At 63.0% G+C, this 21,240-nt stretch carries 18 protein-coding genes, 1 tRNA gene and 1 pseudogene; 2 read left to right on the forward strand and 18 right to left on the reverse strand.

Annotated features, from left to right (window positions below; genetic code table 11):
• Positions 1 to 120 (forward strand): annotated as a pseudogene (locus tag ACYVL5_RS22700) (IS30 family transposase); the annotation flags it as partial.
• 303 nt (positions 121 to 423) lie between these two features.
• On the opposite strand, the gene ACYVL5_RS22705 reads toward ACYVL5_RS22700, so the two are convergent.
• The 11 genes from ACYVL5_RS22705 to ACYVL5_RS22755 all read right to left on the reverse strand — a co-directional run bounded on the left by ACYVL5_RS22705 (position 424) and on the right by ACYVL5_RS22755 (position 13,529).
• The gene (locus tag ACYVL5_RS22705; RefSeq protein WP_460597837.1) at positions 424 to 1,581 is read right to left on the reverse strand and encodes an acyl-CoA dehydrogenase family protein; all 1,158 of its coding nucleotides are present in this window, start codon (positions 1,579 to 1,581) and stop codon (positions 424 to 426) included.
• A 3-nt stretch (positions 1,582 to 1,584) separates the two neighbouring features.
• On the reverse strand, positions 1,585 to 3,690 hold the full coding sequence (locus ACYVL5_RS22710) for a heterodisulfide reductase-related iron-sulfur binding cluster (protein ID WP_460597838.1): 2,106 nt from the start codon (positions 3,688 to 3,690) through the stop codon (positions 1,585 to 1,587).
• Between the two features lie 19 nt (positions 3,691 to 3,709).
• Positions 3,710 to 4,852, reverse strand: a complete 1,143-nt coding sequence (locus ACYVL5_RS22715) for an acyl-CoA dehydrogenase (RefSeq protein WP_460597839.1) — start codon at positions 4,850 to 4,852, stop codon at positions 3,710 to 3,712.
• Between the two features lie 174 nt (positions 4,853 to 5,026).
• The gene (locus ACYVL5_RS22720) at positions 5,027 to 5,809 is read right to left on the reverse strand and encodes a Clp protease/crotonase-like domain-containing protein (protein WP_460597840.1); all 783 of its coding nucleotides are present in this window, start codon (positions 5,807 to 5,809) and stop codon (positions 5,027 to 5,029) included.
• Between the two features lie 18 nt (positions 5,810 to 5,827).
• On the reverse strand, positions 5,828 to 6,682 hold the full coding sequence (locus ACYVL5_RS22725) for a 3-hydroxybutyryl-CoA dehydrogenase (RefSeq protein WP_460597841.1): 855 nt from the start codon (positions 6,680 to 6,682) through the stop codon (positions 5,828 to 5,830).
• Positions 6,683 to 6,828: 146 nt separating this feature from the next.
• Positions 6,829 to 8,004, reverse strand: a complete 1,176-nt coding sequence (locus ACYVL5_RS22730) for a thiolase family protein (RefSeq protein ID WP_460597842.1) — start codon at positions 8,002 to 8,004, stop codon at positions 6,829 to 6,831.
• A 266-nt stretch (positions 8,005 to 8,270) separates the two neighbouring features.
• Positions 8,271 to 9,311, reverse strand: a complete 1,041-nt coding sequence (locus tag ACYVL5_RS22735; protein ID WP_460597843.1) for an acyl-CoA thioesterase — start codon at positions 9,309 to 9,311, stop codon at positions 8,271 to 8,273.
• 110 nt (positions 9,312 to 9,421) lie between these two features.
• Positions 9,422 to 10,312, reverse strand: coding sequence for an IclR family transcriptional regulator (locus tag ACYVL5_RS22740; protein WP_460597844.1), 891 nt, complete (start codon positions 10,310 to 10,312; stop codon positions 9,422 to 9,424).
• 677 nt (positions 10,313 to 10,989) lie between these two features.
• The gene (locus tag ACYVL5_RS22745; RefSeq protein WP_460597845.1) at positions 10,990 to 12,714 is read right to left on the reverse strand and encodes a PAS domain-containing sensor histidine kinase; all 1,725 of its coding nucleotides are present in this window, start codon (positions 12,712 to 12,714) and stop codon (positions 10,990 to 10,992) included.
• Between the two features lie 237 nt (positions 12,715 to 12,951).
• Positions 12,952 to 13,026, reverse strand: a tRNA-Gly gene (locus ACYVL5_RS22750).
• Positions 13,027 to 13,151: 125 nt separating this feature from the next.
• Positions 13,152 to 13,529 carry a response regulator gene (locus ACYVL5_RS22755; protein WP_460597846.1) on the reverse strand — a complete coding sequence of 126 codons (378 nt, stop codon included), beginning with the start codon at positions 13,527 to 13,529 and terminating at the stop codon, positions 13,152 to 13,154.
• 263 nt (positions 13,530 to 13,792) lie between these two features.
• Between ACYVL5_RS22755 and ACYVL5_RS22760 the strand changes: the two genes are divergently transcribed.
• Positions 13,793 to 14,914 carry a methyl-accepting chemotaxis protein gene (locus ACYVL5_RS22760; protein WP_460597847.1) on the forward strand — a complete coding sequence of 374 codons (1,122 nt, stop codon included), beginning with the start codon at positions 13,793 to 13,795 and terminating at the stop codon, positions 14,912 to 14,914.
• A 75-nt stretch (positions 14,915 to 14,989) separates the two neighbouring features.
• On the opposite strand, the gene tpx is transcribed toward ACYVL5_RS22760, so the two are convergent.
• The 7 genes from tpx to ACYVL5_RS22795 form a co-directional block, all read right to left on the reverse strand.
• A complete protein-coding gene (gene tpx / locus ACYVL5_RS22765; protein WP_460597848.1) occupies positions 14,990 to 15,493 on the reverse strand; it encodes a thiol peroxidase in 504 nt (167 codons plus the stop codon).
• A 271-nt stretch (positions 15,494 to 15,764) separates the two neighbouring features.
• Positions 15,765 to 16,943, reverse strand: a complete 1,179-nt coding sequence (locus ACYVL5_RS22770) for a methyl-accepting chemotaxis protein (protein ID WP_460597849.1) — start codon at positions 16,941 to 16,943, stop codon at positions 15,765 to 15,767.
• Positions 16,944 to 17,161: 218 nt separating this feature from the next.
• Positions 17,162 to 17,437, reverse strand: a complete 276-nt coding sequence (locus ACYVL5_RS22775) for a peptidylprolyl isomerase (protein ID WP_460597850.1) — start codon at positions 17,435 to 17,437, stop codon at positions 17,162 to 17,164.
• Positions 17,438 to 17,679: 242 nt separating this feature from the next.
• Entirely contained in the window at positions 17,680 to 19,833 is a 2,154-nt protein-coding gene (locus tag ACYVL5_RS22780; RefSeq protein ID WP_460597851.1) for an LTA synthase family protein, read from the reverse strand.
• Between the two features lie 125 nt (positions 19,834 to 19,958).
• A complete protein-coding gene (locus ACYVL5_RS22785) occupies positions 19,959 to 20,414 on the reverse strand; it encodes an SRPBCC domain-containing protein (protein WP_460597852.1) in 456 nt (151 codons plus the stop codon).
• A gap of 34 nt (positions 20,415 to 20,448) precedes the next feature.
• Entirely contained in the window at positions 20,449 to 20,742 is a 294-nt protein-coding gene (locus tag ACYVL5_RS22790; RefSeq protein WP_460597853.1) for an NIPSNAP family protein, read from the reverse strand.
• A gap of 50 nt (positions 20,743 to 20,792) precedes the next feature.
• Complete coding sequence (locus tag ACYVL5_RS22795; RefSeq protein WP_460597854.1) at positions 20,793 to 20,957, reverse strand: hypothetical protein; 165 nt, start codon at positions 20,955 to 20,957, stop codon at positions 20,793 to 20,795.
• Between the last annotated feature and the right edge of the window lie 283 nt (positions 20,958 to 21,240).

The raw sequence follows: 21,240 nt of genomic DNA on the forward strand, positions 1-21,240 counted from the left end.
AAAGAAGAGGCGGTACAGAAGGCAGTCGATCGGCTAAATAACCGCCCCCGCAAGTGTTTAGACTACCGGACGCCCGCTGAGGTCTTTGCTACTGCCCTCGCTGGTGCATTTGCAACTTGAATTGACAGAGGATCCCCCGCTGCAGCCCCACAGCGACGTCACTGTCAGGGCGGCGCCCAGTACAACTGCCGCTAACCTCCTCACCTTCATAGCATCCCTCCATGTGAATATAATTTGTACCGCACTACCAGGTAGACGGACAAAGCATAAAGTTCGACCCAATAAAGTGGCGATAAATTAAATAAAGGCAGTTCCCGTGTCAATTACAATAATGGGCACATCGCGGGATTCTTTGTAGACAATTAACGGCAGGATGGATTCAGATGGAGAGGAAATTGAGCGGTTTGGTGGCGGACGAGGTTCTCATGCGAAATTTTTAAATATTTCTCGAGCGATGATCAATCGCTGGATCTCGCTGGTTCCTTCATAGATGGTGGTGACTCGAACATCCCTGGCATAGCGTTCTACGGGAAAATCTCCCATGACACCGTAGCCGCCGAGGATCTGGACCGCCTGATAGCAGGCGCGGTTGGCCGCTTCGGAGGCGAAGAGCTTGGCCATCGAGGCCTCCTTGGCAAAGGTGTGCCCCTTCTCCTTGCGGAAGGCGGCGCTCATCAGGAGCAGGCGGGCCGCCTCCAGCCCGGTGTAGGCGTCGGCGATCTTGAAGCGGGTCGCCTCGAAGTCGGAGATGGGGCGGCCAAACTGGACCCGCTGGGTACTGTAGCGGGTGGCGAAGTCCATGGCGGCAAGCCCCACCCCGAGCGCGAGCGATCCGATCCCGATCCGTCCGCCGGCGAGCTCCCCCACCGCTATCCGGTAGCCGTCGTTGAGCCTGCCGAGCAGGGCCTCCCGGGGAAGCCGGCACCCCTCCAGGATGACCTCGCAGGTCGCCGACCCCCGCTGTCCGGACTTCTCCTCCTGCTTCCCGACCACCAGGCCGGGAGTCCCCGCCTCCACGAGAAAGCAGCTGATCCCCTTCCCTCTGGGTGCCTCGCGGTCGGTCACCGCGAAGACCAGGAAGAGCCCGGCGTAGGGAGCGCTGGTGATGAAGAGCTTGGAGCCGTTGAGAAGCCACGAGTCCCCCTCATTCACCGCGGAGGTGGTCATCCCCGCCGGGTCCGATCCCGCCCCCGCCTCGGTGAGGGCGAAACTCGCCGCCGCGTACTCCCCTGAACAGATGCGGGGGAGATAGCTCTCCTTTTGTTGCTGGGAACCGACCGCCTGGATCACCTCGCAGACCATGTTGTTGACCGAGACGGTGACCGCCGTCGACGCGCAGGCGCGGGCGAGCTCGGTGATGGCCAGGCTGAAGGCCACCGCCCCCGCCTCGGCGCCGCCGTGCCCGGCGCTCACGCTCAGCCCCATGAAGCCGAGACGGGCCAGCTTGCGGAGGTTTTCCACGAAGGCGGGGAGCTCCTCCCCGCGGTCCAGCCGGGCGGCCAAAGGCTCCAGCTCGCTACGGGCGAAGTCGCGGGCAAGCTCGCGGACGAGCTTCTGCTCCTCGGTCAGTTCCAGATCCATGGCTCAACCTCCGGGATTGACCTCATCGGACGGGGAGGAGGCGCGCTCCCCCTCCCGGGGAGGGGTTTCTTCCGGTACGGTGTAGCCGACCGGCCCACCCGGGGCGAAGAGGAGCCGGGTATCGAGCCTCTCCGCCACCACCTCGGCCAGGTCCCGGGCGACGAGCTTCCCTTCGCACCCCCCGGTCTTGATCCCGTCCTCGAACATGGTGAGACAGAAGGGGCAGCTCGACACTAAAAGCGGCGCCCCGGTCTCCTCGGCCATCCTCACGCGCTTCACGTTGATCCGGCTCCCGAGCTTCTCCTCGGCGAGGATGCGCCCTCCCCCCGCGCCGCAGCAGAAACTCTCCATCCCGCAGGCCGACATCTCGTTGATGCGGCCGCCTACCGCATGCAGGACGTTCCTCGGCTCGTCCACGATCCCGCGGTAGCGCCCGAGGTAGCAGGAGTCATGGTAGGTATAGTCGAACTGCTGCGGGTTGAGGAGGATCTTTTGCTCCGCGATCAAACGGTCGATGAAGACGCTGTGGTGCTCGACCTCCGCGTTAAGACCCAGGTCGCGGTAATCCCTGGCGAGGGTATTGAGGCAGTGGGGGCAGGTGGTGACGATCCTGGTGACGCCGTACCCCTTGATGAGCTCGATGTTCTCCCGCGCCGTCTCCTGGTAGAGGTACTCGTTGCCGAGCTTTCGTAACGGCTCCCCGCAGCACTTCTCCTCCTTGCCGAGGATCCCGACCCGGATCCCCGCCTCCCGGCAGATCTTGAGAAAGCTCCGGGCGACCTGGCGGTTTCTTTGGTCGAAGGAGGCGTAGCATCCGACGAAGTAGAGGAGATCCACCGGCTCCCCTTCGGCAAGCTCGCTCAGGACGGTGGCCCCGAGCCCCTCCGCCCAATCGCCGCGGGAGGCGAAGGCCATGCCGAAGGGGTTGCCGTTCACCTCCAGGTGGTTCACCGCGGTCATCACCTCGTCCCCCGGGAACTCCCCCTGCATGAGGACCAGGTTGCGCCGCATCTCGATGATCTTGTTCACGTGCTCGATCTCGGCCGGGCAGATCTCCTGGCAGGCGCGGCAGGTCGTGCAGGACCAGAGGACGTCGCGGCTCACCGTGTCGATGAGGCTTGCCTCCGGGGAATTGAAGGAGGTGTCGCCGATCTGGTGAATGAGCTTCATGGGAGAGAGCGGTTTCTCCGTGTTCCAGGCGGGACAGCGGTCCTGGCACCTTTTGCAGCTCGTGCAGGCGTCGGCGTCGAAGATGTCCTTCCAGGTCAGGTCGGCCACCTTCTCCACCCCGAACTGCTCCACCCCTTCCGCCTCCAGGTCGATGGTGGCGATGCTCCCCTTCTCCCGGAGGTCGGTGAAGAGGTAGTTGGCGGGGGTGGTGAAGAGGTGGCGGAACTTGGTCCAGGGGATGGAGACGATGAAGCCCGAGACCAGGAGGAGGTGGATCCACCAGTTGACCCGGTGCAGCTCGCGTAACGAGCTCTCGTCCAACCCCGAGAGGAGGTGGGCGACCGCCAGGCCGACCGGCGAGAAACGGGCCAGCGCAGGATTGGGACCTATCTCGGTCACCGCCATCCGCGCCCCCTCCTCGACGAACCCGGTCAGGATGATGATGGCGAGAAGGCCGTGCATGAGGTAGTCGTCGCGGGTGGTCTCGAGGCCGGGGGGGCGCCCGATGAAGCGGCGGGAGGCGAGGACCGCCAGGCAGGCGAAGGCCGCCACGCCGGCTAAGTCCAGGGTCAGCGAGTAGAGCTTGTAGAAGCCCCCCTTGAGGAAGACGACGCCGAAGAGGGGGACCGAGAAGTCCACCTGCAGCATGATGAGCAGGGTCCCGATGAAGAGAAGGATGAATCCCCAGAAGAAGATGGCGTGGGCAGTCCCGGGGGCGCTGCGGGCGAGCACCTTGCCCTGGCCGAAGAGCTTGACGGCCGCAAGCTCGATGCGGGTGGCGAGGTGGTCGAGGCGGTCGAGGGCCCTTCCCTGCCGGTAGGTCTTGATGCGGGCCCAGAATCCGTAGCAAAAAAGGGCCGCGGCGATGATGGTGACGAGGTACATCGGGAGCACCACGAGGTGCCCCACGTTCCAGTAGATCTCTCTGGTTGCTTCCATAAAGCGGGCTCCGGGGAGGTTATCGGGAAAGAAGCATCCGGGATATGACTACCCGCTGCACTTCGTTGGTCCCTTCGTAAATTTCGGTTATCTTGGCGTCGCGGTACATCCGCTCCACCTCGTAGTCGGTGATGTAACCGTAGCCGCCGTGGACCTGGATGGCTTCCTTGGTCACGTAGGTGGCGGCCTCGGAGGCGAGCATCTTGGAGAGTGCCGACTCCATGGTGTAGTTCCGGTGGTTGTCCTTGAGCCAGGCCGCCTTGTAGGTCATCAGCTTGGCGGTCTCGATGCGGGCGTACATGTCGGCGAGCTTGAACTGGATGGCCTGCAGCTCGGCTATGGGGTGGCCGAACTGCTTGCGGACCTTGGAATAGTCAAGCGCCCGCTGGAAGGCCCCTTCGGCGATCCCCAGGGCCTGGGCGGCGATCCCGATCCGGCCGCCGTTGAGGGTGTCCATGGCGACGTTGAAGCCGTGCCCCTCCTCGCCCAGCAGGTTCCCGGCCGGGACCCGCAGCTCGTCGAAGGCGAAGGCGGTCGTGTAGCTTCCCCGGATGCCGAGCTTCTTCTCGTTGCGGAGGATCTCCACCCCGGGGGAGCCGAGATCGACGATGAAGGCGGATACCCCCTTGTGCTTGAGCGATTTGTCGTGGGTGGCGAAGAGGACGCCGGTCCCGCGGTAGCCGCCGTTGGTGATGAAGATCTTGGAGCCGTTGATGACGAAATGATCGCCGTCGCGCCGGTAGGAGGTCGAGATGGAGCCGGCGTCGGAACCGGCGTCCGGCTCGGTCAGCAGGAAGCAGCCGATCACCTTCCCGCTGCAAAGGTCGGGAAGCCACTTCTTTTTCTGCTCCTCGCTCCCGAAGGTGAGGATGGGGCCGCAGGCGAGCGAGGTATGGGCCGAGATGAGGACGCCGCTCGATCCGCAGGCCTTGGAGACCTCCTCGACCACGATGACGTAGGAGAGCATGTCGAGCCCCGCCCCGCCGTACTCCTCCGGGAGGTAGCTCCCGAGAAGCCCCATGTCCCCCATCTTGGCGACCAGTTCGTCGGGGATCATGTGTTCCTCGTCGATCCGGACCGCGATCGGCTTGATTTCCCGATTGACGAAGTCACGGACGGAATCCTGCAACACCCGGTGATCCTGCCCCAACTCGAAGTCCATCCCTCCCTCCTTGCTAGCCGTCCCCCCTGCCGCCCCCTCTACCCTCGCCCCGTTTCGGGGTGGCCCCAAGGCCGCTCTCCATACACCCTCGCCCCTTTAGGGGAGAGGGTGGCCGAAGGCCGGGTGAGGGCAGACTTTCCCCCCTCTCCCCTAGATGGACGCGGCGATGCAGACCTACCTCCCGGCAAACTCCGCCTTGCGCTTCTCGACGAAGGCGGTCATCCCTTCTTTCTGGTCCTCGGTGGCGAAGAGGACGCCGAAGAGCGAGGCCTCGTAGCGGAAGCCGTCGTCCTTGCTCATATTGAGCCCGTTCACGATGGCGTTCTTGGCGTAGCCGACCCCGAGGGAGCCCCTCTTCGCGATCTCCCGGGCGGCCTCCAGCACATTCCCCCCCAGCTCCGCCTGGGAGCAGACCTCGTTCACCAACCCCCAGGCCAGCGCCTTCTCCGCCGAGATCATCCGCCCCGAGTAGACGAGCTCCTTGGCCCGGGCCGGCCCGATCAGCCTGGCGAGGTTCTGCGTCCCCCCGAAGCCGGGCATGATCCCCAGCGTCACCTCCGGGAAACCGACCTTCGCGTTTTCCGAGGCGTAGATGAAGTCGCAGGCGAGCGCGAGCTCGAGCCCGCCTCCCAGCGCAAACCCGTTGACGGCGGCGATGACCGGCTTGCTCATCCGCTCGATGAAAAGCATCAGCCGCTGCCCCTTGAGCCCGAACTGGTGGGCCTGGTAGGCATTCATCTCGGCCATCTCCTTGATGTCGGCTCCCGCCACGAACGCCTTTTCGCCCGCGCCGGTCACGATCACCACCCGTACCGACTGATCCTCCTCCAACTCGTAAAAGGCACATTCGAGTTCCCCGAGCACCTCGGCGTTGAGCGCGTTGAGACTGGTCGGGCGGTTGATGGTGACCTGGGCGATCCCGTCGGCGATCTCGGCCAGCACGTATTTCTTTTCCATGGGTCCTCCTGTTGCCACCTACGGGTGGTCGTGGTCGTAAAAACCTTTGCCGCATTTTCTCCCCAGGTAGCCGGCATTCACCATGTTCACCAGCAGGGGACACGGGCGGTACTTGGGATCCTTGAATCCGTCATAGAGCACGTTGCAGATAGCGAGCACGGTGTCGAGCCCGATGAAGTCGGCCAGGGTCAAAGGCCCCATCGGCTGGTTGGTCCCGAGCCTCATCCCCTTGTCGATGTCCTCCGCCGAGGCGATCCCCTCATAGAGGGCGAAGACCGCCTCGTTGATCATGGGGATCAGCACCCGGTTGACGATGAAGCCCGGGTAGTCCCTGGCGACCGCCACCTCCTTGCCGAGCCTGGCCGCCAGGGCGCTCACCGCCGAGAAGGTCTCCTCGCTGGTCGCCAGGCCGCGGATGACCTCCACCAACTGCATGACCGGAACCGGGTTCATGAAGTGCATCCCGATCACCCGGTCCGGGCGGGTGGTGACCGCGGCAATGCGGGTGATGGAGATGGAGGAGGTATTGGAGGCGAGGATGGCGTCCTTGCGCGCCGCCTGGTCCAGACGGCGGAAGAGCTCGAACTTGAGCGCCTCGTTCTCGGTGGCGGCCTCGACGACCAGGTCGCAGGCGGAAAAGGGGGCGATGTCCTCCGCGATGGCGATCCGCCCGATGATCTCGTCGATCCCGGCGCCGAGCTCGATACCCTTCTTGGCCTGCCGCTCCAGGTTCTGGGCGATCGACTTGAGCGCCTTGTGGAGCTGGGCATGGGAGATATCGTGCAGGAGCACCTGGTGGCCGAACTGGGCCATGACGTGGGCGATCCCGCTCCCCATCTGCCCTGCGCCCAAAACACCGACGGTGGTGAACATGATCCCTCCTAAGAACCTGGAACGCTGCTGAGGCGGATACGCATCGACGCGGACAGTTCCAATCTATATTTCCATCACAACCTTCCCCTTCAGCTGACTCCCCCTCCCCTTCAAGGGGAGGGCCGGGGTGAGGATGGGGTCGGAATTCAAACCCTCTCGAAGATGACCGCCACCGCCTCGCCTCCGCCGATGCAGAGGGTGGCCAGGCCATAGCGGGCCTTCCTCCTCTGGATTTCCCGGACCACGGTGGCCGCAAGCCTCGCGCCGCTGGCGCCGATGGGGTGGCCGATGGCGCAGGCCCCGCCGTTGACGTTCACCTTCTCCGGGTCGAGGTCGAGCGCCTTGATCGCCATTAACGTAACGGCGGCGAAGGCCTCGTTGATCTCGAAGAGGTCGATGTCGGCGAGCTTGAGACCGGCCCGGGTGAGGGCGCGCTCGATGGCTCCGGCGGGAGCATCGGTGTACTGCGCCGGCGGCAGACTGTAGGTCGCATAGGCCACCAGCCGCGCTTTGGGCGTGAGGTTGTTCTCCTTGAGCGCCTCCTTCCCCGCCAAAAGCAAGAAGGCGGCGCCGTCGTTGATGGTCGAAGCGTTGGCGGCGGTGATGGTGCCGGTCATGCTGAAGACCGGCCGCAGGGACGCGAAGCGGTCGAAGTCGACCTTGAACGGCTCCTCGTCCTCGCCGACCGTCACCTCGCCCCCCTTCCCCTTCTTGACCACCGGGACGAGCTCGTCGCCGAAGATCCCCTCGCGGTTGGCCTCCTGGGCACGGCGGTAGGAGCGAAGGGCCCAGGCATCCTGCTCCTCGCGGGAAATCCCGTGGCGGGTCACCGCATCCTCCGCGAGCTCGCCCATGTGGCGGCCGGAAAAGGGGTCCTGCAAACCGTCGTAGATCATCAGGTCGAGGAGCTCCCCGTGTCCCATCCGGTAGCCGTAACGCCCCTTCTTGAGCGCGAAGGGGGCCATCGACATGCTTTCCATGCCGCCGGCCACCACGATGCTGGAATCTCCCAGCATGATGGAGCCGGCTCCGAGCATGATCGCCTTGAGGCCGCTGCCGCAGACCTTGTTGATGGTCATGGCGTGGGTGGCATCGGGGATTCCCGCCCCCCGCATCGCCTGCCGGGCCGGGGCCTGGCCGGTCCCGCCGGAGAGGACCTGTCCGGCAATCACCTCGTCGATGCGGGCGGGATCCGCACCGCTTTTCTCAATGAGGCCCCTCATCACCGAGGCCGCCAGTAGCGGTGCTTCGATATCGGAGAGCGCCCCGCCAAAGGAGCCGAATGGCGTTCTCCCGGCTTCAACTACGAAGACGTCCTTCATGGTCTGTCTCCTTGCAATGCCCCCCGATCTCCCCTCACCTTCAGAGGAGAGGGTGCCGGAGGCGGTTTTTTCATCCCCCCTCGGCCCTTTAGGGGTGGCCGAAGCTCTCCATGTATACCCTCGCCCTCCGGGAGAGGGTGGCCGGAGGCCGGGTGAGGGTAGGTTTTAACGCTCCCTCACCCCTGCCCCTCTCCCGGAGGGCGAGGGGAAATGGAGTGGCGGGGGGATGGAGAGTGCCTGCCCCTCCAGGTGATGAGGGGTACCCATCAGATAATCGAGTGATGCTCCACGATGGATTGGTAGCTCCGGTGGGCGGCCAGGTAGCGGGCATCCTCGGCATAGGTGGACGGATAAATTGCCGGGACCGGACGGTGCACCAGCTCCGGGTCGACGTTCACGAAGGTGAAGAGACACTGGTTGGAAAGGGCCTTGGTGCTCCGGTCGCGGCTGATACGTTCGATCCCCGCCTCGACGCAGATGAAACTCCCGTTGGTGTAGACCACGCGGGAGGTGTAGTGGAGCTTGTCGCCCAGACGCACCGGGTGGAAGAAGTTGATCCGGTTGACCGCCGCGATGATGGCCCGGTCGGGGGCCACCAGTTCGGAGCAGATGGAGGAGAGCTCGTAGGCGCGCCGGACCAGGTAGCCGCCGAAGATCTTCTGCGGAACGTTCTCCTGCTCCGGATACATCCGCTCCCACGCGTCGGTCTCGAGCTTGCCGGCCAAAAGACCGTCAAAACCCGGCTCCTCCTGGGCACGGTGCAAGGAGGCCAGCATCGTGTACTCGTCGCGGGAGGGCGGCTCGGCCAAAAGCGCCTGCTGGCGTCGATAATCTTCGCGGGCGGCCAGCGCCTTGTCGGCACGGGCCTTCTCGATCTCGTCGCAGTATTCGAGGGGGGGAAGCACGAGGCTCACCGCTTCGTCGCCGACGCCTGAGCGGGCGACCATGGTGAAATAGCAGGAGGCGATGTGATTGGCGGGTTCGCCCGGCTGTTCGACGCGGATGCCGATTTCCAGCGAGCTTCTCCCGACGTGGTTGATGCGGGCGTGGAAGGCGATGTCCCGGGTGACGTCGGCTGCGTGGCGGATGAAGATGTTGTCGATGGCGGCGGTGACCACCCGGGCGTCCGGATAGCTCCGGCGCACGTAGTCGAGGGCGGTCTTCTCGGCCACCAGGTCGAGGATCTCGAGCAACAGCCCGAAACGGATGTTCCCCTTCAACTGGTCGGCCAGCACCATGTACCGCCGGCGCAAATTCGGGTCGCTTAAGGAAAGTGTCTCGTAATACGAAGTTTCATTGGGTCGCATACCGCAGGCTCCTGGAGTATTGGGTGAGTGGTGCCTGTCTATTGTAACCGCTTCGCGTTATATCGCTACCAAATTCATAAGTGATAACCGCCATCTCCCCCAATGAGGAGCTAGCGGAGGGTGGGCGAGGGCACGTAGCCGAACTTCATCGACAATAGCTCGGCGCTCTTGCGCAGCGAGGGGATGATCTCCTCCTCCAGCCGCTCTCCCAGCAGGCGGAACGAGGGGCCGAGCATCATCACCGCCCCCACCACCTTGCCGGCGTAATCCTTCACCGCCACCGCCACCGTGATGAGGCCGTCCCCCATCCCGGAGATGTCCACCGCGACCCCCTTCTCCCTGATCTCCTCGAGCTCCTGGTGAAGGGCCTCCAGGTCGGGGTAGCGCCCGCGCCCCCCTCGCCACTTCTTGGCGATCTTCTCCAGGAGATCCCAGGAATCGATGGCCCTCATGACCTTGCCGGCCGCGTTGGAGAAGAAGGGGAAGCGCTTGCCGACGAAAGACTCCGGCCTCTCCGTCTGCCCCGAGTCGACCATGTCGATCAGGACGACGTCCTCCCCCTTGAGGATGGCCATGTAGACCGCCTCGTTATGCCGGCGGGCCAGGGACTCGAGCACCGGGTGGGCGTCATCGATGATGGTGACGTAGAGATCGTCCTCGGGTGACGGGAGGACCGTTTCCACCAGCACCCCGGCGTACCTCAGAGTCCGCGCCCCGTCGAGGAATTTCTGGCCGAACCGCCTCGCCTGCCCGGGCCCGTAGCGCCCGTCCGGGAGCGCGCACTCGACAAGCCCCTGCTCCTCGAGCACGGCGAGAAAGCGCGAGGTCTTGTACCGGCTGAGTCCCGCCTTCCGGGCCAGCGCCGAGATCGAGCAGGAATCTCCTTCCGACGCCAGAATCTCCAGGAGCTCGAAACCCTTTTGCAGGCCATCCACCATTACCGGTTTCTTCCCGCGTTTCCTCTTTTCCGCTTGCGTATGCTGTTCCGTCTGCCGATCCATCTGACCCTCATATCCAGCATCCCGGCTGGAGCGACGTTTACCGCGAGCCAAAAGCGTCGAGCGTCCGACCTCATCTTACCATCAGCGGCTAAAACAGTTGTTTATCGCTCTACAACGAAACCACACACACCCACCGCCATTGCCCGGGCTCGCCCGTCGGCGGGAAACATCGCGTGGTGTCGCGAAATTTTCACCGGCGACAGCGAGAGCAGGTAATCGCCTCTCTCCGGGAAGAGGGGAAAAATGATTACACTGATGGAGTATGGTGAGAAAAATACTGGTTGCCCAACAACATGTCAAGGTAAAATAAAACATTATTTTACGTTTTTATAATTTCTCGACGGCATGTGCAACGAGTGGGGAGCGCGAGGACCACGGGGCTGCCCCGGGACAGGAGCGTGCAGGGGTAACTGGTCCAGGGAAAGCCGGTGAAAAGTCGATCCGATGGATGAAATAGTGGATCTGGTCGGGGAAATAGTGGATCTGGTCGGGGGAAAGGCGGATTTGGTCGAGGGGCAAAGTGGCCCGGTGCAGGGAAGCGGGTTCCGGTCGATTAAAAGTCGATTCTTGTGAATGGAAAGGTGGCTTAGTCGAGGAAAAGCGGTCAGGCGGATTTTGGGCGGCAGGCGGGGAGCGACCAAAACGCCAAGGCATTCGGCCTTCCGGCCGGCGGGGAACTACATCGCGTCAGGGGGATCGGGAAAACTGAAGAGGAAGGTGGCGCCGACCCCGACCTCCCCTTGGGCGCGGATGACGCCGGCATGGCGGTCGACGATCCTCTGGACCGTGCCGAGGCCGATACCGATCCCGGGGAAGTGGGTGGCGGAGGAGGAGCGCTGGAACGGCTTGAAAATGATCTCCGCCTCCTGCTGGTCAAATCCGATCCCGTTGTCCCCCACGAAGAACCACCGCCTCCCCTCCTCCCGGCGGCAACCGAAGCGGACCTCGGGATGTTCCTTCTGGGAGGCGTACTTCCAGGCGTTGCCGAGCAGGTTCTCAAGGAGAATCCTGGTGAGGGCGGGATCGCACCACGCGGTTACCCCCTCCTCGCAGGAAAAGGCGACCGGGGTCTCCAGGTTTCGCTGGGCCAGTTCCAGGGCAATCGTTTGAGCAAGCTCGCTGAGATCGACTTCCTGGTACTTCAGGTCGGACTTGGTGATCCGCGACAACACCAGCATCGCCTCGATCAGCGCCTCCATCTTCTCGCAGCTGTTGAGGATGGTCTCCACCAGGGTGTTCCCGGTCTCGTCGAACCGGGAGCCGTAGAGGTCATCGAGCGTCTGCGCGGCGGAATACATGGCGGTCAGCGGCGTTCTCAGATCGTGGGAAAGGGAGTAGCTGAAGGATTCGAGGTCCTGGTTGGCGGCCTGCAGGATCTGCGACTTGCGGACCAGGCGTTCGTTGAGCCGCATGATGTCGGCCTCGGCCCGCTTGCGGTCGCTCGTATCGCGCACGACGCAGATGATGCCGCCGTCGTCGAGCATGGTGAGCGAGACTTCCTGGGGAAACGAGCTTCCGTCCTTGCGTTTCCCGGTCGCCTCGCCACGCCATCCGCGGGAGCGGGAAAACCCTTCGTAGATGAGCGGCTCCAACCGCTGGCGTTCCTCGTCAGCGTAGAGGTTTTGCCAGCTTTTTCCCACCAGCTCGTCGGCGGAGTCGTAGCCGTAAATATTGGCATGGGCTCGGTTGAGGTAGGTATAAAGGCCGGCCGCATCGAGGATGGCGATACCGTCCAGGGAACTCTCGATGGCCGCCAACCGCTGGGCGAGCAGTTCCTCCGCGCGCCGGTGCTCGGTGATGTCCCGCACCGACTCGACCCCGCCGATGATGGCACCGTTGGAGTCCCGGAGGGGGGCGGTGAGGAACTCGAAGCACCTCTCCTGGCCATGGATGGTATTCTGCCGCACGAGCTTGTGCAACCGGCCGTCCTTGAATGACTCAACCAGCGCGCAGTCAGGACAGGGAGTCGTGCGGTCGTGGTAGGCCGCATAGCAGTACTCCCCGCTGTGCTCTCCCATGGCGGCCACGGAGGCGGGGTTCTGGTAGATGATCTTCAGGTCGACGGTCTGCAGGGTTACCGCGTCGGGGATCCCGGCCAGCAGTCCCGCAAAGCGGTTCCTCTCCTTGACCAGTTCTTCGAGCGCGGCATCCAGGGAGCGGGCAATGCTGTCCCGCTGAGCGGATTTTCTCCAGACGTAGGCGATGAGCACGGTGATGAAAATGATGGACTGCACCCGATGGACGACATCGGACAGGGCGGGGTGGAGGATGTAATTGCGGAGGGAACCGGCGCCGGAAAGGGCGTCGAGATAGCTGTCGACAAACCAGAAGGCGACCATGAGGAAGCCCCCGGTAACTAACAGGTGGAGGTTGGACTGGCGATATTTCGGCAGTGGCGTCACAGTGAAGGCCCTTGCGAGGTACGAGCCCGACAGAGAGAGCAATGTACCAGCCGTTTAAGTTGAATGACGTGCGGTCTGCCTAAGGATCGGAGACCGTGCGAGTTAGCAGTAACGGCTATGGCTTTCGACTCTTTGATACCACAAATTATAAAAAATTAAATCAGAAAATTACCTATGCAGGGATGAGAGCACAAAACAAAAAAGGCCAAGCTGTCAGCTTGGCCTTTGATTATTGTTTGGAGCGGGAAACGGGGTTCGAACCCGCGACTTCAACCTTGGCAAGGTTGCACTCTACCACTGAGTTATTCCCGCTCAATGGAGATCCTGTTTATAGCAAAAGCAGGAATGAGAGTCAAGCAAAAGAGTGGTGAGTGAGGCGATATTTTCTTGAGAGTGTGGTCCCGCCGCATGCTGCAGCCAAAGGGGATAAGGGGAGGTTATTTGCCGGTGAGCGCCTTGCGGATCGCCTCGTAGACCTCGCGGGGGACGAAGGGCTTCTTGAGGATGAGCTTCGCTCCGGCGTCCAGGGCCGCCTGGGCATCGTAATCGGCATCGGAGGCGCTGCAGATGACCACCTTGGCGTTGGGGTCCGACGCGAGCATCTTCTTGGTCGCCTCGATCCCGCTCATGTTGATCATGTAGATGTCCATCAAAACGACGTGGGGGCGCAGGGTGCGGAACTTCTCCACGGCATCGTCTCCGTCGCAGGCATCGCCGGCGACGGTAAATCCGATCTTCCCCAGCATGTCGCGCAGCACATGGCGGAAAAATATCTCGTCATCGACAATGAGAACCCTGATGTCCTGTAAGGCCATTACTCCCCCTGCCCTTGGGGCTTCCCCAGCGTTTTTTCCGATACATTCTATTTATGGAGGCGGCAAATGTCAAAGGAATCAGTGGAGTTTTCGCAAGAGAAAAGTCGGACCGTTCCCCTGGCATAACCCTCCCGCCGTGGCTCGACGAAAAGTTACCGTAAAGTTGGCACACGCTAAACTTTTCACCACTCAGGCCGATATGTCAGTAAAACCCGTAACTGACATACATTCAAAACGGCACCTATCGCGCAGGAGAGACAACCATGGGGTGGTTCGGTTCCAATCAAGACCAGGTAGCGAAGGAAAAATCCGACGAAATCGCCAAGCTTTGCCAGATGCTGGACAACGTCGACAACATTGTCATGCTCTGTGACCCCTCTCCGCAGAATAACATCATCTATATGAACCGCCGGGCCAAGGAGTTGATGGCCCAGCACCGCAGGGAACTCAACGCCGCACTCGGGGGAGCCGACGTCGCCAACGCAAGCGGCAACTCCATTCACCAGTTCCACAAGGCCCCTGAGCGCATCCGGAGCATCCTCGGGGACCCGACCGGAAAGATGCCCGACAAGGCCGAGATACCAATCGGCACACTGACCCTGAGGACCACCACCTATCCGATCTGGGACGCCACCAACCCAAGCCGGGTCCTCTGCTACATGGCGTGTTGGAGCGACGTCACCGCCGAGAAGGAACTGGAGAGACGACGGGTTCAGGACCTCGAGCGCAAGGAATACCTGGAGAATCGAGTCACCCAGATCGCCACCGCCATGGAGGAGATGAGCGCTACCGTCAACGAGGTGGCCCGCAACACCGTCAACGCCTCCGAAACGACCACCGAGATGGCCACCAGCGCCCGGGAGGGTCAGGACGTGGTGAACCAGGCGGTCGGAATGATGCAGAAGGTGGCCGAGGCGGTGCGGGCCTCGGCCACCATCATGGAGAGCCTGGGGAGCAAGTCACAAAAGATCAGCGAGTTCGTGACGGTGATCGACGACATCGCCGACCAGACCAACCTTCTGGCATTGAACGCCGCCATCGAGGCGGCCCGGGCGGGCGAACAGGGGCGCGGCTTCGCCGTGGTGGCCGACGAGGTCCGCACCCTGGCCGACCGCACCGTCAACTCGACAAAGGAGATCCGGCTGATGGTGAAGGAGATCCAGCAGGAGACCGACCGGGCGGTGAGCTCCATCGAAAGGGGCAAAAGCGAGGCGGAAACCGGCGAGAGCCTCTCCAGCCAGGCCGCCAATTCCCTGCAGCAAATGGTCCATGCCATCGACCAGGTGGCCAACATGATTGCCCAGATCGCCACCGCTTCCGAGGAGCAGGCGGCTACCTCGACGACCATAGCCGGGAGTCTGGAGGAGATCGTCCAGCGGGGTTGACCTGGCGCAGGCAGGGAAAAAATAGGCGGCACCGCATCGAGCGGAGCCGCCTATTTTTTTGGCCAGCCGGCCAGATTACAGGAGCTTTTTCGCCTCCGCGATGACCGCCGCGTAATCCGGCTCCTGGGTGACTTCGGGCACGTGCTGGATGTAGCGGATGGCGTTGTTTTTGTCCAGCACGAAGATCGAGCGGGAGAGGAGCTTGAGCTCGTCGATCAGCACCCCGTACCTGGTCCCGAAGTTCCGGTCGCGGTAGTCGGAGAGGGTGACGACCTTGTCGATGCCGGCCGCGCCGCACCACCTCTTCTGGGCGAAGGGGAGGTCGAGGCTCACGGTGAGCACCACCACCTCGCCCGGCAGCGATGCCGCCTCCTGGTTGAAACGGCGGGTCTCGGTGTCGCAGACCGGGGTGTCCAGGGAGGGTACGGCACTGATTATCTTCACCTTTCCGGCGTATGTCGCCAGGCTCACCGGAGCGAGGGCGTTGTCGACCACGGAGAAGTCGGGGGCGGCATCGCCCACCTTGAGTTCCGGCCCCACCAGGGTCACCGGGTTGCCCTTGAACGTCACTTTCGGCATGGTTCCTCCTAACAAAGAAATTTCGGGAAAGGATACGTCATTTCGGGGCGATTGCAAGGGGCGGGGAGAGGAAAAGGTGCTTGAGGAAGGGTTAGCTGCGGGAATGGAACGGGGAATGAGGGGTGTTGCGGAAGGACAGAGGGAGGGGAAACGGGAAAGGGGACTGGCAGGTTGCGGAGCCGGTCCCCGGGGAGACGGGAAAACGATCGGAATCGAAAAAAAGGGGACTGGCACCTGCGGAGCCGGTCCCCCGGGCAAGACGGGAAAGCGATCAGAGGTGGAACTGCCCCACCAGGCGCTGCAGCTGGCCCGAATGGTCGGAGAGGGTGGCCGAGGCGCGGACCGATTCGGCGGTCTCGCGGGCGTTTTGCTTGATGACCTCCGTCACCTGGTGGATGTTGCTGGAGATCTCCCCGGTGGTGGCGGTCTGCTGTTCGGCGGCGGTCACGATCTGGTTGATCTGCATGGTGACCTCGGTGACCTTCTGGATGATCTCCTCGAGTGCCTCTCCCGACTTCACCGAAGCGGCGGTACCCTTTTCGACCTCCTTGACGCTCCCCTCGATGGCGGCCACCGCGCCGCGGGTCTCCTGCTGGATGGCCTTGATCATGTCCCCGATCTCGCGGGTGGCGCGGGTGGTCCGCTCGGCCAGCGCCCGCACCTCGTCGGCAACCACCGCGAAGCCCCTCCCCTGCTCACCGGCCCTGGCCGCCTCGATGGCCGCATTCAACGCCAGGAGGTTGGTCTGGTCGGCGATGTCCTCGATGGTGCCGATGATCTCGCCGATCTGGTCGGAACGGGCTCCCAGCCCCTCGACGGTCTTGGCGGCATCCTTCACGCGCGAGGCGATGATGGCCATGCCGTCGATGGTATCGCGCACGACGCCGGCCCCGGCCTGGGCCGTTCCGGTAGCCTGGTTGGAGCTCTCGGCCGCGCTCAGGCAGTTGCTGGCGATCTCGCTGGAAGTGGCCGCCATCTCCTCGCTGGCCACCGCCACCGCGTTGGTCTGGGAGGCGACGTTCTCGGTACCGGATGCTATTTGGTCGGCGTTGGTATGAACCTGGCGGGCGGCGACGGCTACCTGCTCGGCGGTGGAAGATATCTGGGAGACTATGTCGCGGACGGTGTTCTGCAGGGTCCCGATCGAGCGGATGATCTGGCTGATCTCGTTGTTGCGCTTGGGTGCTATCTGCTGGGTGAGGTCACCCTCGGTCATCCGGCCGAGATAGCCGAGGATCCGGTTGAGAGCGTCGTTCACCGTCCAGTAAAGAAGCGAGCTGAAGACCACCCCCAAGATGACGAAGACGGCGGTGGAGACGACGGCGAAAGAGGCCGAGTACGAGCGCCCCACCATGACAGCCGCGATGATGCAAATGCTGTAACAGATGGAGAGCATGATGATGCGTGTCTTGATCTTCAACCCAAGGTACAGATTAAACAGAAAACCCATAGCGTGCCTCTCTATCAACGTGCCGCGATTTGAGAGGCTTATCGTCGGAAAAGGTTTTTTACTTTAGTGAATACTTTACCGATGCACTATATTAATTTTTCATAATCAATCATAAACAGTTAATCTAGTGTGTCTTTTGACGACCCACCACCACCCCGCGGCAGCGGCCGCACCCAACCCGGCGAAAACTCATTCGTTTTCAGTGGACCAGTCGAAGCCTACCACCGTTTGGTGACTTCGATGAGGTGATAGCCGAAGTCGGTCTTGACCGGGCCGAGGATGGTATTCAGCTCCCCCGTGAAGACCACTTCGTCGAACTCCTTGACCATCTGTCCCTGCACGAAGGTTCCGAGGTCGCCGCCGCGAAGACGCGACGGACAGGAAGAGTTCTCTCTGGCGACGGTGGCGAAATCACCCCCCTCCTCGATCTCCTTCTTGAGCTTCAGGCATTCGGCTTCGCTGTGGACCAGAATATGACGGGCATTGGCGGGCATAGTATCTCCTGTGAATTCATTTAGCCGCAGCGGACCGGCTGTTTCATAACCGTCGCGGACGGTGGTGATCTATATCATGGGGCGCCGTTCGGGGTCAAAGGGAAATGAAATCCCCTCGCCCCTTCAGGGGGAAGGGTGGCCGAAGGCCGGGTGAGGGAGTTTTTCGATGGTGGGGAGGGGAGATGAAAAAGGCGGGGAGGTTGGCCAAAGGCCGGCCGAGAGCGGAGGGGAAAGAGTGCCGATCACCTTCGCGGAGGAGCCGCAATGAGCGAAAGCCTGCTCCGCTCCCGCCAGAGGGTCATGTCGCGGACGGCGTCCCGGACGGCCGGATCGCCGCTGTCGCGGTAGGCCGGATGCTGCTCCCCGGGATCGGTGGCGAGGTCGTAGGCCTCGACCGGGGTGCGGTCGAAGTGGTAGATCCACTTGCGGCTTCCCCTGGTCACCGCCAGGAAGGAATCGTCGATCGATCCCATGAAGTACAACGGGCGCTCCTCCGCCTGCGCGCGCAGAAGCGACCCGCCGGGGAGCCTCCCCCCTTCGAGCCGAAGCCCCATGAGGTCCGCCAGGGTGGGGAGGAGATCGATCTGCTGCCGGGGCCCCCGCACCACGACGGGGTGATCCTTGAAGCGGGGGGCGTAGATGAGGGTGGGAATATGGAGGCACTCCTCGTGGAGGGTCCGCATGCCGTAGCTTTGATGCTCCCCGAGCCCCTGTCCGTGGTCCCCCAGCACGACGAAGATGGTGGAGTCCGCGAGGCCCGCCCCGGCGACGATCGAGAAGAGCCTGCGCAGGAAGTCGTCCGAGTAGCTCACACAGTTGAGGCTGTCGTTCAACAGTTCGTTTCCGCCGCTCCTCGCGATCCGTCTTCCCCACCAGGGGGGAGGCTGGTAGGGGGCGTGCCCCACGTTGGTCATCACCGTGAGCAGGAAGGGGCGCTTCGCCGCCCGCTGGCCGGCCACCCAGCTCCCTATCGGCTTCAGCATGACGTCGTCGGCCACCCCCATGCTGTTCAGCGGTACCGCCCCCCCCCTGCGGAAATCCTCCTCGGTGCGCACCAGGTCGAATTTGAGGTTGGCGACGATATCCCGCTCGTTGTCGATCTCGAGATGGGTGGCGAGAAAAAAGGCGCTGCCATAGCCGTGGGGCCTGAGGAGTTCGGGGAGGCTTTTGGGGCGCGGGTCGGCGAGCTGCCGGTTCACCCACGCCTGCGCCGCGATATCGGAGATGGGGTACATCCCGTAGAGGGTGCTGATCCAGGCGCTGGAGGTTCGGGGAATCACCGCGTGCATCCTCTCCACGACCGCGGCGTGCCGGGAGAATTCCGCCAGAAACGGCGTGGTGGCAAGCTTCGGATCGTGCAGCGAGGTTGAGCGCGCCCGCAAGGACTCCACCATCACGATCACCACGTTGGGGAGGCGCTTCCCAGGCCCCACCAGCCTCAGGTTGGACGACTCCCAGGCGGGGCTCCCGGTCCCGGCGAGTTCCTTTCGGGCGCTCTTCTCCGCCTCGAAGCAGGGGTCGACCACCACGTCCCGCACCATGCCGTCGAAGACATCCCGGCTGAACCTTCCGTACTTGGGATTTTCCAGGGTGGGGGCGAAGGGGCTCAGCAGGAAAAGACCGGTCACCATCGGCACGAGGAGCACCAGCCTCCTCCACGGTTCCGCCAGCCGGGGGGGATGGAGCTTGAGATAGCGCCAGGAGACGAAGAAGAGGAGCGGGCCGGAACATAGCGCCACCAACGACGAGGTGCTGAATTCCCCCGCCACCAGGGGGGCCAGGCTCCGCGCGTTTTTCAAGAGGAAGAAGACGGCCTGCGAGGTCCCGTTCTGCCCGGTGCGGATGAAATAGCCGAGATCGGCCCCGGCCAGCAGCAAAAGCGAAACGGTCAGCGCCATGAAAAGGGTGCGGGCGTGCCGGTGGAAGGCGCGGCCGGCGGCCATGAGGGCAAGGTGGATCATGCAGAAGTAGAGGCAGACGAAGCCGGCATCGCGGGCGAGGGTGGCGGCCAGGAAATGGATTTCGCCGGCCCAGGTGGCGATGAGGTGAGAAAGGTTGGGGGCGGTGCCGCGAACCAGGGAGCTCCCCAGCTTGACGGCCAGAAGGAGCAGGCCGGCGGGCAGCGGAAGGAGCCAGCGCCAGCGGGGGGGAGCGATCCTTTTCCATGGCCAGTAGACCACGAGGCCGAGCAGGCAAAAACGGAAGGTGACCGAGCCGGCGACGACGTGCAGGATCCATTCGCCGCCGTACCCGGGCCAGCGCTGGAACACCACGAGGGACATCCAGACCTTGAGAAGCTTGACCACCAGGAGCATGAGGGCGACCGGCAGCGCCATCCTCAAAGCGGCGCAATGCACCCTCTCCCCGGCGAATTCGGAGCTTTCAGGTTCCCGCATGACGTCCTCACGGATAAGACCCGTTATGCAAGTGCCTCCCCGCCACCCGGCGAGGAAAGAACAGGCATTGCAAGATTCTAATTATATCCGCAAGGAAGGTTTTGTCTGCCGTGGGATCAGTGGGATCAGCATCTCAGGCAACGTACGTTCCCCTTCTCCCCCCAGCGGGCGAGGGCGCGGCTGAACTCCTTCATGCCGCGCTCCACCGAAGTTGCCAGGGCGAAACCGAAGAGGGGACCGAGGAGGCCGCCGAAGCGGGAGCTCTGCACGACCGTCACCCCCTGCGGGCCCTGCTCGGCCAGGGAGATGCCGTAGGTCCAGGACATGAGGACGGAGGTGGCCATGGCGTGGCGCCACTGGAAGCCGCTTTGGGAATGGGCGGCAAGGACGCGGGGGGTGATGACGAAGGGAGGGATGGAGGGAAGCTGCACGGTGAGGCCCAGCTCCCCTCCCTGTTGCAGCGCCCCTTCGGCCCGGACGAAGAGCGGATTCCATTCGGCGTAGAGGTTAAGGTCGGAAAGGAGTTCCCAGATGCGCTCCGGGGGGGCCTGGAGGGTCGTTTCGCAGCGGGTCTCTTGCATAGCATACCTCCGGGAATGGGGGATTTAGGCCAAGCTACCGGACCGGGTCGGCGTAGTACTGCTCCATCCTGGCGATCAGGCGGGCCGGGTCGGGGTTGAAAGCCTTGCGTTCGTCCGAGGCGAAGTAGGCCTGGTCGGCCTCCTCCCAGCTCTGGTTTCCTTCGTAGCGTTGGATCCAGACGAACTGGTTGGTCGCCTCGACCTTCCAAGCCGCCGGGATCACGAAGCCGAGCTTCTCGCGCAGGGGGCGGATCTTCTCGTTCCATTCCGCCACGAACTGGTCGAGGCCTCCCTTGTTGATGGTGTAAATCCTGATCTGCTCCCTCATGAACTCACTCCTCACAAGCTTTTCCCAACATGCGGGCGGGAAAAAGATGGTTACTGGCAATCGCCGCAGCGCTCCAGGGTGGTGCCGCTTATCTCCTTGCCGCAGACCCGGCAGGCGTTTTCCCACTCCGGATGTCCGGCCTGGGTGGCGCGGGCCTTGGCCTCGAGCCTTTTGACCTCCGCCTCCATCTCCTCGTTGTACTGGTTCTCGAACATGACTCTCCTCGTTACGTGGCAATGCCCCTCTTTATGCCACGAATGACAAGAGATTACCACACTTCAGCCCCCCCTCACCCCTGCCCCTCTCCCGGAGGGAGAGGGAACGCGGTTTCCAGGCAGCGTGGAATCCCTCGCCCTCCGGGAGAGGGGAAAAAGGAACCTGATTAGCGCCAATCTTCCGCTGGAAGACAAGCGCGACATATTACGTCGTAGGTGGTTCATATAATCACGGCACATTCCATCCGAGGAGGCTGCCGTGAAGAATCGTTTCCAGTTCCAG

The sequence above is a fragment of the Geomonas sp. Red276 genome (assembly GCF_054784495.1).

Coding starts and splice junctions, on each gene's coding strand:
- ACYVL5_RS22705 (WP_460597837.1), bottom strand. CDS start 1,581: ATGGATCTGGAACTGACCGAGGAGCAGAAGCTCGTCCGCGAGCTTGCC.
- ACYVL5_RS22710 (WP_460597838.1), bottom strand. CDS start 3,690: ATGGAAGCAACCAGAGAGATCTACTGGAACGTGGGGCACCTCGTGGTG.
- ACYVL5_RS22715 (WP_460597839.1), bottom strand. CDS start 4,852: ATGGACTTCGAGTTGGGGCAGGATCACCGGGTGTTGCAGGATTCCGTC.
- ACYVL5_RS22720 (WP_460597840.1), bottom strand. CDS start 5,809: ATGGAAAAGAAATACGTGCTGGCCGAGATCGCCGACGGGATCGCCCAG.
- ACYVL5_RS22725 (WP_460597841.1), bottom strand. CDS start 6,682: ATGTTCACCACCGTCGGTGTTTTGGGCGCAGGGCAGATGGGGAGCGGG.
- ACYVL5_RS22730 (WP_460597842.1), bottom strand. CDS start 8,004: ATGAAGGACGTCTTCGTAGTTGAAGCCGGGAGAACGCCATTCGGCTCC.
- ACYVL5_RS22735 (WP_460597843.1), bottom strand. CDS start 9,311: ATGCGACCCAATGAAACTTCGTATTACGAGACACTTTCCTTAAGCGAC.
- ACYVL5_RS22740 (WP_460597844.1), bottom strand. CDS start 10,312: ATGGATCGGCAGACGGAACAGCATACGCAAGCGGAAAAGAGGAAACGC.
- ACYVL5_RS22755 (WP_460597846.1), bottom strand. CDS start 13,529: ATGGCCTTACAGGACATCAGGGTTCTCATTGTCGATGACGAGATATTT.
- ACYVL5_RS22760 (WP_460597847.1), top strand. CDS start 13,793: ATGGGGTGGTTCGGTTCCAATCAAGACCAGGTAGCGAAGGAAAAATCC.
- tpx (WP_460597848.1), bottom strand. CDS start 15,493: ATGCCGAAAGTGACGTTCAAGGGCAACCCGGTGACCCTGGTGGGGCCG.
- ACYVL5_RS22770 (WP_460597849.1), bottom strand. CDS start 16,943: ATGGGTTTTCTGTTTAATCTGTACCTTGGGTTGAAGATCAAGACACGC.
- ACYVL5_RS22775 (WP_460597850.1), bottom strand. CDS start 17,437: ATGCCCGCCAATGCCCGTCATATTCTGGTCCACAGCGAAGCCGAATGC.
- ACYVL5_RS22780 (WP_460597851.1), bottom strand. CDS start 19,833: ATGCGGGAACCTGAAAGCTCCGAATTCGCCGGGGAGAGGGTGCATTGC.
- ACYVL5_RS22785 (WP_460597852.1), bottom strand. CDS start 20,414: ATGCAAGAGACCCGCTGCGAAACGACCCTCCAGGCCCCCCCGGAGCGC.
- ACYVL5_RS22790 (WP_460597853.1), bottom strand. CDS start 20,742: ATGAGGGAGCAGATCAGGATTTACACCATCAACAAGGGAGGCCTCGAC.
- ACYVL5_RS22795 (WP_460597854.1), bottom strand. CDS start 20,957: ATGTTCGAGAACCAGTACAACGAGGAGATGGAGGCGGAGGTCAAAAGG.